This is a genomic window from Pseudoalteromonas sp. Of7M-16, from assembly GCF_022347805.1.
GTDB classification, from domain to species: Bacteria; Pseudomonadota; Gammaproteobacteria; order Enterobacterales; family Alteromonadaceae; genus Pseudoalteromonas; species Pseudoalteromonas luteoviolacea_F.
Window position 1 is genome coordinate 51,345 of sequence record NZ_JAKRFY010000030.1, and the last position, 15,179, is coordinate 66,523.

The window sequence follows — 15,179 nt, forward strand, 5'->3', positions numbered from 1 at the left end:
ACCTTACCCCAAAACCACAACTTGCAGCTCAAAGGTTGCATCGACAATGAGCGGTCTTTCTTTGCTTACCCAAGCGGTTTGACCGATGAGTACATAAGCGGCCTCGTTGTCGTTATCTCTGATCACAACAATGTTGTATTCATGCGATTCATTTTCTGCAAAGTCGCTTGTTTCAATCTTAAAAACTTGCTTGCCGTTCACAAAATCCATGACAACGCCAAGCGTTTTAAACTGGTTTGGAACACTGGTAAACGGAACGGTTGGCACTTGAGATTTATCCGGCAAGTTATTTTTAAGCCAGCCATGACCGATCACCGCATCTTTAATACGGCACTCTGGCACTTTGCCTAATGCATACTTTTGTAACTTCTCATGAAAGTTTTGCGTTTGAATTGCTTGAAATATTGCCATGATTCCTCCGGTTATTGAGGCATCATGGCGCGAGATTAAAGCTCGGTTAAGGAATTGATTAGGGGATTTTTGAAAAAGTTTTCGGAAGAATCGAAGGAGCGCACAATCACATACATAATTGATTGCGTTGCTTTGAATGTTAAGCCGTAATCACTCGGTATAGATGAGGTTTCAAATACACGCGCTTTTACGCTTGATGGCGTATTACCTTCGCAAATTAGCATTTCGTAATTACCTAACCTGAGTTTGGTAGTTCTAATGCAATATCGTTTACCAATCTGAAGCTGGTACGCACGATAAATATAGCCAGCACCGCTAATAGAGTGAGAGCCGCCGTGATCTGCTACATTTGCACTCACGCCGCGCCAATCGCTATACACACCAATACTGTAACCAATGGATTTATCAGGATGGTTTTGACGGTATTCATCGAAATAGTAATGAGCGCTCAAAGGCCAATGTCCTAGCGGTAACTCACCAAATAACGGCTTTTCTCTGTCATTGTAGGTAACACGCTCGCTTGTATGTTGATCTGTGCTGTGTCGGTCCGATTCAATATCAAAGGTACTTACCAAGGTTTCATTGTGCGTACTTGATACGGTTTGGTTGCTACGATTGCTGAAGTGGTCATGAATTGGCGCGAGTACCTGAGAGAAGATATGCAGCTCAAACTTAATAACAATCTCAGCTTTGGTATAGAAGCCATCAAAAACTATATCAATCGGTATCAGCGGCACTATTCGCTCTTCAATAGTCGAGTAAATATGTTGAAGCTCATCCTCTGGTGGCATGTATTTTCTGAGCTTTAAGATCATGCGACTACGGTTTGTTAAGAACCAGTTTGCTTTATCCGCTTCGCTAAGCTGCTGATACTCGTATTTAGGAATAAGCCGTGTACCGTATGGATAGTTCACTAAATCCATGTTGGCGTACATGTCTGACCATTCCATATCCATGTCAGAGAAGTTGCGCTTAACCATGTCGCGCACAGGCCATTGTGTGCTCTTTAGGTTGATGTAATCAAGTCGCTGTGACAGCGCAATACCTTTTTGGTCGTCCGGTACATCTAAGACCGTAAAGAAAGCGCCTAGCTCTTTTTGCATAGCTGCGACATCTTCAGGCTGCATTGTCATGATAGAGCGCTTAGCGATTAGCTTTTGCACTATACCACCTAAATGATCCTCAAATGCACCTTCTATGGACTCTGCTAAATGCGCAAAACGCTCTGAGTCTTGCTTCTTTTGAGAGAGTAAGCTTTTTGACCAGCCCATGCATCAATCCTCATAACCAATATTAAACACGCTATTACTTGTGTCTAAGTAGCGGTATTCGGCTAACTTTCTAACACTGTTTGTGCCGTTCACAACCAGTTTAAAATCAGTAAATAGGCCAAGGTTATCAATTAAGGTCCATAGGTCTTTTTCTTTGATTTCATCGCCGCCATCCTCTGATGAAGTCGCGTTGGCATTACCAAGCCCATAGCGCTGGCCCAGCTCAGTTTTTACTATCGAAATAGCCTCGTTTATCTCTTGAGTGCGTGGCATTGAGCCTGTCAGTGTGACTGTGATCGCGTTAATCGTTGGTGTGATAAAGCGGTGTTCACGGTTCATGTTTGGCAACGCATCCACCAGCTCTAGAATTTTTGGTGCGAGTCTATCCGGTGGCAGGGAAGTGCTATAAGCAGAAATAAACACGGTACGCATATTCTGTAAGTTCGGTGCGCCATCCTCTTTCTCTTGCTCTTTTTCACCCCAAACGCGCAAAAAAGCAAAATTACCGATATTGCTCGTCAGTACATGCGTGTAGTCATCCTTCCATACTACTTCGTCATTGTACTGAGTCACATATAACGCACCGCTGCGGATCTCTTCAATATCCGCCGCCTCTGTACCACCTATAATTGTGTCTGTGGTGATGATCTCGCACTGGCTATTAAGTTGGTCATCAATGAATTTAAGCTTTTTACCTGTTAACAGCGTTGTATCACCTTCAGTCAACCAAACTTCTAACTTAATCTCATCATTAAGCTGCGGCATATAGCCATCTTGACCATTGCCAAACCTAATACCAAATTCATGATTCGAATTGTAAAACTCGGTGTAGTCGCGTGATGTTGGCGTACTTTCTCGGAATTTAAAGGTTTTGCGCCATGGTACATAGCCGCCTGAGTCTTGCGACTTGGTGAACACATCAACGCGGTGCAATCTTTTAGCTATGGCTGGTGGTAGCTTTACCTCGAAATACGGCTTTCTTCTATCGACATAATAGGTAAATACTCTCAATTCTAGCTGTGCAATATTTACTGTGGCTGTCGCGCCCTTATTGAGCGGTCTAGCTTCTAAGGTGACATAAGGTACACCAAGGTCAGAAATCAAAGCTGAACCTACGGGAATACTGGCAAATAAATCTGATTTGTTGGTGATCATAGTCGGACCAGATGAAGGCGAGCGTCTACGACCTACATAACCTCTGTCTTCAGCCATTGCTAGAATCGTTGCAGGATTGGTTGCTGTACTTAAACTACTTTCTTGTAATGCTCGCTCACAGCGCTGAGCGTACCTTTCACCAACTGTTTCCACCAGCAGGACCAAACCAGAAACAAACTGAGAATTGATGATCTTCTGCCACCATGTATTTTGAATTAATCGCGCTCTTAAATTCTCTGAAATCATAGTTTTTTCTCTACTTCGCCCCATGGCGTTGAAATCTGCAAATAGTAATTATCAATATCGACTAACGTTGTTCTGATGTTGCTTATGCGCAAATGTGGCAGGTCCAACATGGCCTTTCTGATAACGGCATTTTCAAGCAAAATCATGATGTCTTCGTTTTCAAGATCTTCATGCTTAAACTTCTTCAGCGGATTACCCCACGCCGGATTGCCGTAAATCTCGCCCTCCGGTGTGTTTAACCATTCGGACAGTTGATTTAAAGCCTCGTCAGAGTTCTCATGAATGATTGGTCCTTGCTCGTTATCTGCCAGCAACCAATCAACGCCGTTAAATTCAGTCATTTGCAAAACGCTCTATATTCGCATCACTAAAGCTCGTATTTATTCCGCTAGATTGAGCCACGGACAAGTTGTTATTGATGTTTGTTGTATTGTTTGTGCTGCTCGTTTTCTCGCTGCTCTTTGACAGTGTTTTATCAAGCTTGGTTAAGACTTTTTTAAGCTGCTCGTCTTGTGGTGTTGAGACTGTGATCACTTCCGGTTTGGCGCTGGTGGCTTTGGTTGCTGTTTCTTTTTGAATATCAGAAATGCTTTTCGTATCAAATTCTTTTGCGCTGGTGGTGGCAAACTCTGTTTGTATATCTGAAAAGCTTGTTTCAGCTAAAGCGCTCTTGCTTGATGTGGAGTCATTATTAATCACTGAGTTTGAATCAGTGCGTGTTGAGGCTGTATGCTCACTGAGTTTTGATGTTTGTTCTGATGCATTTTTGCTATCAAGCTTTTGTGTATTGCTTGCGCTATTCACTTTATCGCTCGATGTCACTGTTTTAGTATCAGATTGCGCATTACTAACTTCGCTGTCGCTGCTCACTAACGATTTTAAACCGCTCATAAATGGCAATTCAGACAGTAGGCCAATTGCGTTATTACCAGCGCTTGAGAAGTCACCAGTAAACAATGAGCTGATCATGCCTGTGCTATGTGATGACACGTTACTTACTTTGTCATACACCGATTTTGCAATATCCGTAGAATCAAAGGTTAGAGACTCTTTTGCGCCTTCAAAGCCTATCATTTCAAGACCCGAGCCAAGTAAACCAGCCGCACCGGACGTTAAACCGCCTAAATCTAATACGCTACCTAGTGCCATCGCGCTTTTATGGCCTAGTGTCGGCTCATCCATTTTCGTTAAGCCAAACGCCTCACGCTGCTTGCCTTCATCTGTAAAACCTGAATACGCATCATAAGCGGTAGTAGCCGCCGCTAAGATAGGAATAGCCTTAGAAGCCATTGCACCCATGCGCAAGATACCAGTACCTACACTTGCACCACTGGCAAGCGTTGATGCACCCATAGCACCAGCACCACCTAAACCAAAAAAGCGGCCCATACCCTTGCTCGCACCAGCTAAACGCCTTGTGCTAGGCGCTCTGGTGCGCCCTCGTCTTGTTGGTCTATCTCTATCCGGTCCATCTTGACCATCAAGTAAAGAGAGTGGATCACTGACTACTTCAGCAATAGAGGCGAGCTTGCCTTTAAAGCCTTTTCTTGGTCTGCGCCTGTTACGTCTATTGCGCTCGCTTCGGTCCATACCGCCATCACGGTCCAATAATGAATCAAGCAAACCGCCACCAGCCGAACCACCAACATTAATGCTGATGTTTTCAACTGCATCCTCAACCTTTTTAAGCTGAACAATTTCATTTTGGCTGCTAAGGCTCTGCGCGTCTTTGAGTTCGCTGGTGCTCATTTCCTGAGATTCAATGATTTCAGCATTAGATACGCGCTCATTAGCAGTGCGGTTAATGCTTGTCTCATTAATGCCTGCTTTCATCATAGAGGCATTGAATGCAGAGGAATTAGCCGTTGCTGTATGTTTACTGACATAGCTATCAATGGCCTGTAAAAAGCTTTCACCGACTTGCTGTGTGCGACTTGCTTTATCGCTTGATACACTGCTTTGCTTTGTCTCGGTGCTAGATGCGCTCGATTCGATGGCTTTTATGTCAATCTGTGCATTCTGGCTGGTTGCGCTGCTCTGGCTTGCGTTTTCCAAAGTGGATGATTGATTAACACTTGTTTGCTTGTCAGTGCGAGCAAGTGACTCACTCACATCTGATTGCGCACTGCTCTTACTGTCATGCTGAGCCATGGAAACGGACACACTGGCAGACTCGTTATCGCGCTTATCTCGTTCTACGCTGTGTTGCTGTGTGCTGACTTTGTTTTGTGCCTGAGTCTGATCATGTTGTTCAATCTGGCTGATGTCACTTTCTTGATTGAGTACCTTGCTTTTAATGTGACTTTCACTATTGCTATTCTGAGTGTTACTAATCGCCTCTTGTGAAGTGCCAGTGTACGAAGTAGATGCATTATCAGTGCGCGTTGAAACTGTATTTTCAACGTTGTTTGTTTCGTTTTTTGCCTGAGTTTGGTTAACAGCGCTGTTTGATACGGCGCTTTGCTCATGTGTATCTTGGCGCTTATTAATACTGTGCTTTTCTTCACTAGAGCGCTTTACTTTTTCAAGTGTGTTACGTGTATGTTTGGCAATAAACGCCTGTGTTTTTTTAACCTTGTTAGCACTGTCAGAGAGTTTTTTACTGACATAGCTTTTAGCGTCTTTTTTGTTATGAATGCCACGCGATACCATGGCATGTTGTATCTCTTGCTTTAATTCATAAAGCTCTTCAATTGCACCATGCGCCGGACCTAAGAAAGCACGACTAGCAAGGTTTATAATCGGTGCTGAAGCAAGCAGCATATTGCCATAAGTAGGCGAGTTGGTTTTGCCTGAGCGGTGATAGCTTTTCGCCTCTTGCTTTGATGCAAAAGAGCCGTCTTTTCTGCGTACTCTACCGCGCCTATCTTTGTATAAACCGTTATCGCTTTGCTTTTTCTTAGCTTTGGCTTTTGTCTTTTCGGCTGTAGCTGATGAAGTAGGGCGCTTAGTGGCTTTTTCAATGTTGTTTAAGCTGCTTTGCTGGCTGCTTAACTGCTGTTGTATTACTTCAGCGCTCGATACCTGCTCTGCATTTTCTACAGCGGCAAAAGTATCACTGTTTTGCTGGCTAATTGACGCGCTAGTATGCGTTTCTGATTGCTTGCTTTGTACGTGTTGCGATTGCTCTGACGTGGCCTTATCGCTTCTTTGAGCTTCGCTATACGCATTACTATCATTGCTGGTGGTTTCGCTTTGCTTTTCATGCTCTACCGCTTCAGTGCTACTTTCAGCCTCTTTAAATACTGTGTTAGAAGCGGTGTTTTGTGCAGCTTCTGAATTATCACGTTCACTTGTGCTTATTGCGCTTTGTTTTTCAGTGCGCAAAGCGTCTGATTTATGCGATTGAATAGATTCTCGCGCCTGTGTACTGGTGCTCTGTGCGTTTTCGCTAGAGGTCGCGCTGGCTGTCTCGCTCGTATTGTTGGTTACTTGATGAAATTCAGACTTTGAAACATTGTTAGTGTCACTTTCAGCCTGTGCATGTGTATTGTTTGTTTCTCTCAGTTGCTCGCGCTTTTCTGATGACAGAGAAACAGACTCACCACCAGCGGTAGTGTGAGTAAAGGTATTATTGCGGCTTTCAGTGTGCAAAGCCGTGTTATTAATGGCTTCGAGTCGCGCAATTATTGCCTTTTCAGCGCTAATTAGTTGGTAAAATTCTGCTTTGTTGCTGTCTGATATAGCGTTGTTTTCGCGCTGGTAGGTGCTGTTTAATGCGCCTTTATAAGCAATATAGACATCTTTTTGCGTATTTAGGTGTATATCAGAGTTATGCTGTTTAACATTTTTGTTAGGATGATTGTCTTGGTAAAAACGTGATCTATTAAACGTACTACTGTTTTGAGTGTTATTTTCAGTCTCTTTTGTGCCGTCTGCGCTCTCAACTTGGCTAAAGTTGGTTTCTGCGCTGTGCGTTGATTGCGCCTGAGAAACATCACTTACATGCTCATTGTCAGAGTGCGCGTTATCACGCTGATAGTGCGCTGTTTGCTGGTTCTCTTTACTGCGATAACCAAATTCCTCAACCGTTGAGGATTTATCTAAATGGTTATTTTCAAGCTGCTCACTATCGCTTTGCTTGTCTCTGTTTAGAATAGAGCTAAATACACTTTGACCACTGATAGAGCTGGTCGCATTTTGAATATCGTTTACTTGATGAAGTGTCAGTGAGTTGCTTTGCTCTGTGCGCTTATTGGTAATGCTTTCAGACTGAGATAAGCCTTTTTCACTTTTCACCGCTTTGTAGATAGCAAGGCGCTCTTTAAGTGCTACATCATTGCTTGATGTGCTGGTGGTGTTACTTTCACGGTAAACAATGCGATCTGCTATGGCCTGAACTAAATCACTGCGTTCAAATTGTTCTAGTTGAGTAAAACGGTTATCTACTTGCAGGCCATTTAAAGCGGTAAAGAGTCTATTTAAGGCCGCTTCATTGATGTTAGATAGATTCTCAATAGCACTGAGCAAATCAGCAAAGCTCAACACTTCAGTATCACTGATTGAGTCAATTACAGCCGTTTCAGCGTTAACCGCCTGCGCTTCTACTAAAATGATGTCGCTTTCAAATTCTTCGCTCATGACTTACCTGACAAGTTTTTGTGTTTTTCCACCAGCTCATCATTGATCATCTTTGCCATTTGTAGGTCCATATTCAGGACGCTATCGTATGGCTGTGTATGGTGAACTGTTAAGTTTAAGATTAATCGCTGTAAAGAGCCGTGTTTAAATCGGTGGCATGTAGTCGTACACCCGAAAGTCAATCAGCAAACGAGTGCTTAAATCCTCCTTTTCTTCACACTGAAGCGGTGTTGAGACAAGTAGTGCGCGACCATCACGGACCTCAGTTAATAAACCGTGTCTTATCTGCTCTTTATAGCCATTAATAGCGATTGTCAGCTTGGCATATTCCTGCGTTTCCATAGCCTGAATTAATGCATAGATCTCTTCTGTGCTTTTATCTTCCATGGTGATATGTCTTGCCATGGTTTGCAGGTGAAGCGTGGCTTTTGCTTTGGCAATATCAACATCAGTTGCTTGCGGTGAATGCTTTGCGTCTAGATAGTCCATTCTAAACTCTGCCAGCGCTTCCATGTCTGCACCCAGCAGTGGCTTAAATGAAACGTTGAGCTTAGCACCATCAAACAAAAATTTTTCAGCATATTCCGGTAATGCATCTAACAACCTAGCGCCTTGCTCAAGTTCCATCAGCTCATAATCAACAATATGCACATTACCGCAATGCTTGCACTGGTAGTTTAGTGAAATATCAGAATCTTTATTGATGTGGATGAATATCCACCATAACGCAAGCTTGCGATCTTCATTGGTCCACTGTTTTGTGTCAGTTGGTGCGTTTGTTTCGACAATCAACGCATTCAAGTAACCTGTTAACACTGATTCTTCTAAGTCTTCGGGCGCACCCGCCACATTAAGCACATCAGCAACGACAGGTTTTCTAAAAATGGTTCTAAGTTTGTTTGAGCTTGCATGATTAAACGGTGCAATCTTCAGCATTGCTTAACTCCGGTATTTTTTAAACGCTACATCAAAATAGGTAAACTCGTTGCCTTTCTCATAACCTAGTTGCTTTGCGCCCATTTCTTCAGCGCTGCAATACCATTTATGCGCCTCGACATATTCACCGGACGCATTAGGTTTATAAAGGATGACATGAAACAGATATTCAAACGGCATGTTGATCGTGCCATCGTGATTTATCACTGTGTCCTTCATTGCCATTAAAAAGTTTTCTAGGTCTTGGTTCTTGTTATCTCTGGCTGTGAACTTTACTGAGCCTGCGCTTTTTGATGTAGGTGAGTTGATATTGGCTGTACCAATGCGTTTTGACTCATAATCAATTGAGTAGCCGCCTTCCTCAGCATCTTTCGCAAACAGATTGAGGTTTGGTACAGGTCCGGTATAAAGGTTTTCAGGTGGTATCTGAATTTCTAACTTAAATTCAAATGCCAGCTCAAAATCTTCACTTTTGAGCTGATCATAAGCTTGTCTTAACAGCCTTCTACTCATTAATGAATACTCAGCGGTTGTGCAAACGCGCCTTCTGCGGTCATTTGCTCTTCGATTTGCTGTAAACGCATGTCTTTAGATTCAGCACTGGTGACTTCGCCAAGCTCTGCGTCCATCATGCCTTGCATTTGCGCTATTCGTTTATCATTCTCTCGCTCTAGCTGTGTGAAGAGATGTCTTTGAATTAAAGAAATACTGGTTTGCGGTAGGTGGTCGCTTTCTTTGTTTAACGCGCACAGGTCCACAAAGTAATACAAGGTAACAGGTAATTGTGCATCACTCTCGATTGCTATTTTGCCATCTTCAAGCTCAGCTTCAGGAAATACCGCGTCACCTTCAGCGTCACTGGCTGAAGCAATGCAAGCAAATGCTGGTGGCGTGTCAATGACATACGCATTCACCATGATTTTTTTTCTTACGCCTGCTTTTGTTTGGTAGGCTCTCATAGCAGCTTCGAGCATAGGCGCTTGCTGGTCTGGTGTGACCAGCAAGGCTTCAAACATGGCTACTGTACTGCTTAATAGCTCATTTGGTGTCATTAGTAATCAACACCTTCAAAGTCTACCCAGCCATACTTACATGTCACATTAGGCTTCACTAGCTCAGTTACATTTTCAGTGGCAAAGTCCACTGCATCTAGGCGTAACTTAACATCGTGCAAGGTATAGCCTGTATGTGGAATAAGGCCAGACGATTCAGCCATGGCGATAAACTGAATTTTTGGCTGCTCTTTGTTAAGAATAATTTCTTTGATTGCTTTAAGCGTTGAGCCGCGTAGTGTTTCCACAAATTGAATTGTAATTTCACCTGAGTTCTCAAACGCACCAGCTTGGTTGATCAACATGCCACCTTGACCGTGGTCCTCGACATCTTGATAACCGACCTGTGGATGCTGCGTTGAGCGTACTGTTAGGTTTAGTTCAGGATGGCCTTCAACACGAAGATCAAACATTGCACCTAGTAGTTTTTCGCCTATCGCTTTTTGCGCTTCGTAGTGACCGCGTAAAAGTTTACGATTGGCTCTAGAATCTACATAACTTGCCATAACTTATTACCTTATATAAATATTTGGAATTTCAGATTGATTCAGCATTTGCTTAGCTTGTAGCGTTAGCTGAAGTGTTAACTCTGTTCTGTGACCTTCGACAGACTTAGGCGAATCAAGCGGTACTTCAATATTCTGAATTTGCATGTTAGGTAGTTTGACTCTGCGACCTATATCAACAATCACGGTTTCAGGTATACGACCTAAAGGCAGTGCTTCGTTGAGTTCAGGCGCTTGCATCATTTGCAGGTATTTAATCGCGTCTTCTACTTCAGTGACAGGATCACGAAATGCTTTTAAATAAACAGGCATAGTGAATTGCGGTGGTTCAATACCATCCCAATTCATAATACTGTTCCACTCTGCTTTGGCAGTACTGCCAGTGGTGGCCTGTGCAATATCAGAAAGTTTTGAGGTGTAACTTGCATCGCCTACGTTGTCTTGCAGAAATGGCGGTGTCCAATGAGATTCTATGCTCATGCTTGCGCCTTCACCGATGTAGCCGCATACCATGACCTGACCAATGCCTTGCAGTTCTTTTTCAAAATACACTTTAAGGTACTGGCTAAATCCATCTTCTCGCGTCATTCCTGCCAAGATCATTATTTAAGTCCTGATTTTGAACGTAGACGCATAGACTTGCGGCGATTGCGTTTAGCTGCGCCTGTATGTGCCTTGCGGCGAGCCTTTTTCAGAGCTGAGCGCTGAGCCGAAGATAGGCGGCGTTTGCGAAGTGGTTTTTTAATCCACTTTACTTTGCCATCGCGCACAACTTTACGTGAAGACTCAAGCATCATGTTTTCACGTACTGAAAACTTAGTGATGTATTCGTCTACGCTTTCTAAGTCATCCACTTTATCGGCTGCGGCAAGTGACACGGTTTCTGCTGCGTCATCATCGCCATTAAAGGCTTTTTCGACTGTTTCAGCGTCAACACCAATGTATTCAGCCGCTTGTGCCATGGTATTAAGTGCATCTTCGTAATCGTCTTGCTCTTCTTCTGAGACTTCGCCGTCTTCGTCCACATCAGCAATGCCAATAGCTAAACCGTCCAGCTCTTCAGCACTCATTAAACCTTCAGTACCAAAGGTTAGGACCGCCGCCATCGCATTAGAGCGAAGCGTTACCAGTGATGCATCGCCTGCGCTTTCAAACATGGCTGAGTCTTCGACTGACTCAAACATGGCAGTTTCAGTAATAGGCTCATCTGGCTTGGCTTCTGGTGCGTTATCTGTGATTGTCACAGATAACGCACTAGCAGCGTTGAGCTTTCGAGCATGTTGTTGATACATATCGTTCATTCAACGCTCCTACTTTTAAGCCACAACGACAGGTTGACCGCTGATACGGCGAGCCGAACCAGTAGGACAGGCAGACCAAACAGCGGTCCAGTGGTCAAACTCGTCTTGTTGCACTGAGAAAGTAAATGGATCAGTACCATCTTGATCAGGATTGCGAGGTGGCACTAGCGCACCGGATGCAGTGAACTTGTTACCTAAGTCGCGTAGTAGGTTTTCTAAACCACGGCGCGTAACACCATCAGTCGAGTGTTTTAATGCGTTTGCACCGACATAGTAAGCGCGTGTGATTGCATTAAAGATAGAGTTAACATGCTGGTATTTCATGTAATTGTTTGCGCTGGTGGCTGTCAGTGCATCATCAATGAATAGCTTACCTTTGTTCATGCCAACTTTGTTGATACGTGCATTTACCATGGCTTCAAAATCTGGCTCACCTGCATGTGGAATTAGTACAGGCTCAGCGCGTGAAATTGCGCCGCGTACTTCACCTGCTGGTGAAATGTGGAAGCCTGCAACCGCACCACCGACAGAGTTAACCGATTTCACTTTAGCGCCATAGGCAATTGATGAGATGCCCCACAAGGCGCGTGAAGAGCTAAAGAAAATATCGTTTGTTTCATATGGGAAGTGATACCACGCCGCTGAACTACACTCGATACCGCTACCTTGAACAAAGGTTAACGCATCAGCAAAGCTTAGATTCGCTGGTACATCAAAGAAACCTTCTACGCGGTGCTCAGTAACAATATCTGCAAGACCTTGTAGGACCGTTGTATCAACACAACCAAGCGGAATAACCGCGTTAAAGTCCACAATGGTATTCATTGCTGCGCTTAGAGCTGCATCATAATCAGAGGCATTTAATGCGTTTAAGTTACCGCGTGTACCACCAGCAAACGGCACTTCAGTTACACTTGTAAATGCTGGTGTTTCAGCAAACGAATCAGACAGCTTGATACCTAGCACTTTAGATGAGCCTAGTTTATCCGCGATAAATGCAGAGTTACCATGCTCGTCTTTTAGTTCAGGATCAAAAGAAACTTCAAGCGATAACTGCTCTTTGTAGCCACCACCGACAATTGGCTTTTTAAGTACAAACTTAAAGTAACCAGCTTTACCAGCAACAGGTGAAATTGCGATAGTGCGGTCTTCAACGTCACCGTCTACCGGATAAACCACAAATAGCTCACCTGCTTCAGTGGTAATATCTGAATCAAAAGAGACTGAACGCGCTGTAACAACGTGCTCTTGACCTGCTGAAGCTGGCGCTTTGATTGATAGGACCGGACGTTTAGCGTCTGCTGCTACCACTGGTACAACAAAACCATCTGAAGCGGCTAGTGCTTCTTTTAGGTAGCGCATACACATTGCAGCAGTGCCTTTAGTTGGATGCAGTGGTGCGCCTAACTTGTCTTGATAGTTAGCACCATTAACAGATACAACCGTATTAGGCTCACCGCGTAGCGTAGGCATAACACCGATAAACTTAAATGCACCGCTTACGCTTGTTGAATTTGTGCCACTGGCATTAACTGTTGCTACAGAAACGGCTGATACCTGTGATACTGAATGAGGAATACGCATTATTTAGACTCCTTCGCTTTTGCTGCTAGGTCTGCGCTTTTGGCTTTTTCAGCTTCTAGCTCAGAGGTTAGTGTTTTGTTGGCGTTTTCAGCCTTGGTAAGCTTGCCTTTAGTAGCCTTTAATTGCTTATTAGCTTCGTCTAGCTCAGCTTGTAGCGCCTGAATTTGCTCCGCTTGAGATTGGTCCGAAGACTCAGCCGGACCAACTGGCGTAACAATGACTTTTTCGCTCGCTTTACCTACCGCAATTTGCGCTTGGTACTTGGTTAGCTCGTATTCGTGCTCACCGCTTTTGATTTCAAAGCTTTCACGACCAGCAATAGGAATGGCCTTACCTTTGTTATCAATTTTGATTTTGATTAGCTGTTTCACTGTGTTTTTCCTAAAAGAGCGCACTCAATGAGTGCGCAAAGTCCAAAGGGAAGGGTTAACCTTGTACTGGTGCTGCCTCAGTCAACTCAAACATGCGGAAGTAGTTTTCACCGCCTTTTGGATGCAGTTGTTGATAGCGAAGCGTTAGCATGGCTGTAGATTGCGTAAACTTCTTAGCAATAGATTGCGGAATGAATGTAGGCGGAATCGCGTCACCGTTTACAATGCCAGCCTCAGAGAAGCTTTCACCGCGCCCATACGCAAGCGCTGACATTTCACCGAATTTCACGCCTGCCATTTCTACATCGTGCGGTACGCGGTACACCTTATACATACCAAATAGCTTACCTACGTATTGAATACGCGGCGCTTCTTGATAGTTAGGTGCTTTTTCAAAATATTGCGCTGGTAACTGAGTGATAAAATGGATTGCACGTTTACCGAAATAAACGCCTTTTACACCTGATTTCTTGGTCGTATTAAGAATGTCAGTACCAAGCTCACCTAAGAAACGCGCAAGTGTCTTCATGTGCTCTTCTTCTGTGATACCGTCCGGTGCTGATACAGGGAAATTCTTAATTTCATGCGCATGAGCGGCAAACATAGCCAATGCTAGGTTAGTTTTGTCTTTATCATCTGCAATCAAGTTACGCTGTTGCTGGTGCAGGTTAGAGCGCTGGTCATAACCAAGCTCGCGATCTGCGGTCCAGTAAGACTGTACGGTTGCACTTGCACCAATTGCGCACCAGAAAGGCTTTAATTTAACGCTTGATGCTTTGTTAATGATTTCAGGCAAAATGTCTGGGTTTTGCTCTAGGTCGTACTCAAATTGGAATGCTAGTTTAGTATCAACAGCAGGTGCAGTAGAGAATGCGATTGTGATTGTACCAGCGGCGTGATCAATAGAGCTGTTAGCTGTATCAACGGTTACACCTGCGGTATTTTCAATCGGTGAAAATGCATTCGCATTATCTGATGACTGTTTAGCAACAGGTTTGCTGTTTACAAAAATTGTAATAGAGCCTTCTGATCGCAAGCTTGCATTCACACCTAGATCCGCATTCACATCTAGCGTAAATGTTTTTGCCGTACCATCTGGCTTTTTCGCATCTGGTACAGCGTGTAGCTGATTCATTGATGTGTATTGTTTGAAACTCATACCATCAATTTTTTCGCCTTTAACGCGATCACCAAACGTATTAGCCGCTTCGTGGTGGATTTCAAAGATTTCAGACTCGTTTGCATCTGCTGGGATATAGGTTACGAGATCGCTGGTGGCTGAGCTTAGTAGCGTGGGAAGGATAATAGCGATAGTACGCGCACGAATTGGTACGCCTGCTGACGTGTCTAATGAAGCGTTAACGCTTTCAAACATCTGACCGCCTTCAACTTTGCCTGTCACTTGATTTGCAGCCATTAATGCGTTTGATAACACTTCATCTGAAGGCAGTTCGCCATGTACGTTTACATAGCCTTCTAGCGCATAGTTCCAAGCACCTAACACTGTGCCTTGCTCTTCAGGTGATAAACCTTCAAACATTTGGTGATCACCTGCTGCGGCAATCATGCTTACAGCTCGTTCTTGAAGGTTATCAATGCGCTTACCATCATGCATTGCACCGTTAATAAGCACGTTTTGTACGATGGCGGCACGTTGAGCCTGCTCATTTAAAGCAGCGGAATATTTTTCAAACTTTTCAACATTCATCTGTTAATCCTAATTTGCGTTTAGATTGCCGCCAAAACGCGGCTTCAGTGTTGCAAA

At 43.9% G+C, this 15,179-nt stretch carries 14 protein-coding genes; all 14 read right to left on the reverse strand.

Translation table 11 applies throughout. The features are described 5' to 3' along the window. Positions 1 to 3: 3 nt before the first annotated feature. Entirely contained in the window at positions 4 to 411 is a 408-nt protein-coding gene (locus tag MHN81_RS23490) for a hypothetical protein (protein WP_239426882.1), read from the reverse strand. A gap of 35 nt (positions 412 to 446) precedes the next feature. Further along, positions 447 to 1,682, reverse strand: a complete 1,236-nt coding sequence (locus MHN81_RS23495) for a hypothetical protein (protein ID WP_239426883.1) — start codon at positions 1,680 to 1,682, stop codon at positions 447 to 449. 3 nt (positions 1,683 to 1,685) lie between these two features. After that, positions 1,686 to 3,083 (reverse strand): hypothetical protein, encoded by a 1,398-nt coding sequence (locus tag MHN81_RS23500; RefSeq protein ID WP_239426884.1) that lies wholly within the window; start codon positions 3,081 to 3,083, stop codon positions 1,686 to 1,688. Then, positions 3,080 to 3,424, reverse strand: coding sequence for a hypothetical protein (locus tag MHN81_RS23505; protein WP_239426885.1), 345 nt, complete (start codon positions 3,422 to 3,424; stop codon positions 3,080 to 3,082). The genes MHN81_RS23500 and MHN81_RS23505 overlap by 4 nt, the downstream gene beginning before the upstream one ends. Further along, positions 3,417 to 7,664, reverse strand: a complete 4,248-nt coding sequence (locus MHN81_RS23510) for a hypothetical protein (protein ID WP_239426886.1) — start codon at positions 7,662 to 7,664, stop codon at positions 3,417 to 3,419. Before MHN81_RS23510 ends, MHN81_RS23505 begins: the two co-directional genes overlap by 8 nt. 144 nt (positions 7,665 to 7,808) lie before the next feature. Further along, a complete protein-coding gene (locus tag MHN81_RS23515) occupies positions 7,809 to 8,600 on the reverse strand; it encodes a hypothetical protein (protein ID WP_239426887.1) in 792 nt (263 codons plus the stop codon). 3 nt (positions 8,601 to 8,603) lie between these two features. Beyond that, entirely contained in the window at positions 8,604 to 9,113 is a 510-nt protein-coding gene (locus tag MHN81_RS23520) for a hypothetical protein (protein WP_239426888.1), read from the reverse strand. Beyond that, positions 9,113 to 9,652: a hypothetical protein gene (locus tag MHN81_RS23525; RefSeq protein WP_239426889.1), complete on the reverse strand. Its 540-nt coding sequence runs from the start codon at positions 9,650 to 9,652 to the stop codon at positions 9,113 to 9,115. The genes MHN81_RS23520 and MHN81_RS23525 overlap by 1 nt, the downstream gene beginning before the upstream one ends. Next, the gene (locus MHN81_RS23530) at positions 9,652 to 10,158 is read right to left on the reverse strand and encodes a hypothetical protein (RefSeq protein WP_239426890.1); all 507 of its coding nucleotides are present in this window, start codon (positions 10,156 to 10,158) and stop codon (positions 9,652 to 9,654) included. Before MHN81_RS23530 ends, MHN81_RS23525 begins: the two co-directional genes overlap by 1 nt. Before the next feature lie 6 nt (positions 10,159 to 10,164). Then, a complete protein-coding gene (locus tag MHN81_RS23535) occupies positions 10,165 to 10,761 on the reverse strand; it encodes a hypothetical protein (protein ID WP_239426891.1) in 597 nt (198 codons plus the stop codon). Then, positions 10,761 to 11,459 (reverse strand): hypothetical protein, encoded by a 699-nt coding sequence (locus MHN81_RS23540; RefSeq protein WP_239426892.1) that lies wholly within the window; start codon positions 11,457 to 11,459, stop codon positions 10,761 to 10,763. The genes MHN81_RS23535 and MHN81_RS23540 overlap by 1 nt, the downstream gene beginning before the upstream one ends. Before the next feature lie 15 nt (positions 11,460 to 11,474). After that, complete coding sequence (locus MHN81_RS23545; protein WP_239426893.1) at positions 11,475 to 13,043, reverse strand: hypothetical protein; 1,569 nt, start codon at positions 13,041 to 13,043, stop codon at positions 11,475 to 11,477. Continuing rightward, complete coding sequence (locus MHN81_RS23550; protein ID WP_239426894.1) at positions 13,043 to 13,414, reverse strand: hypothetical protein; 372 nt, start codon at positions 13,412 to 13,414, stop codon at positions 13,043 to 13,045. The genes MHN81_RS23545 and MHN81_RS23550 overlap by 1 nt, the downstream gene beginning before the upstream one ends. A gap of 55 nt (positions 13,415 to 13,469) precedes the next feature. Then, positions 13,470 to 15,122 carry a hypothetical protein gene (locus tag MHN81_RS23555; RefSeq protein ID WP_239426895.1) on the reverse strand — a complete coding sequence of 551 codons (1,653 nt, stop codon included), beginning with the start codon at positions 15,120 to 15,122 and terminating at the stop codon, positions 13,470 to 13,472. Positions 15,123 to 15,179: the final 57 nt, after the last annotated feature.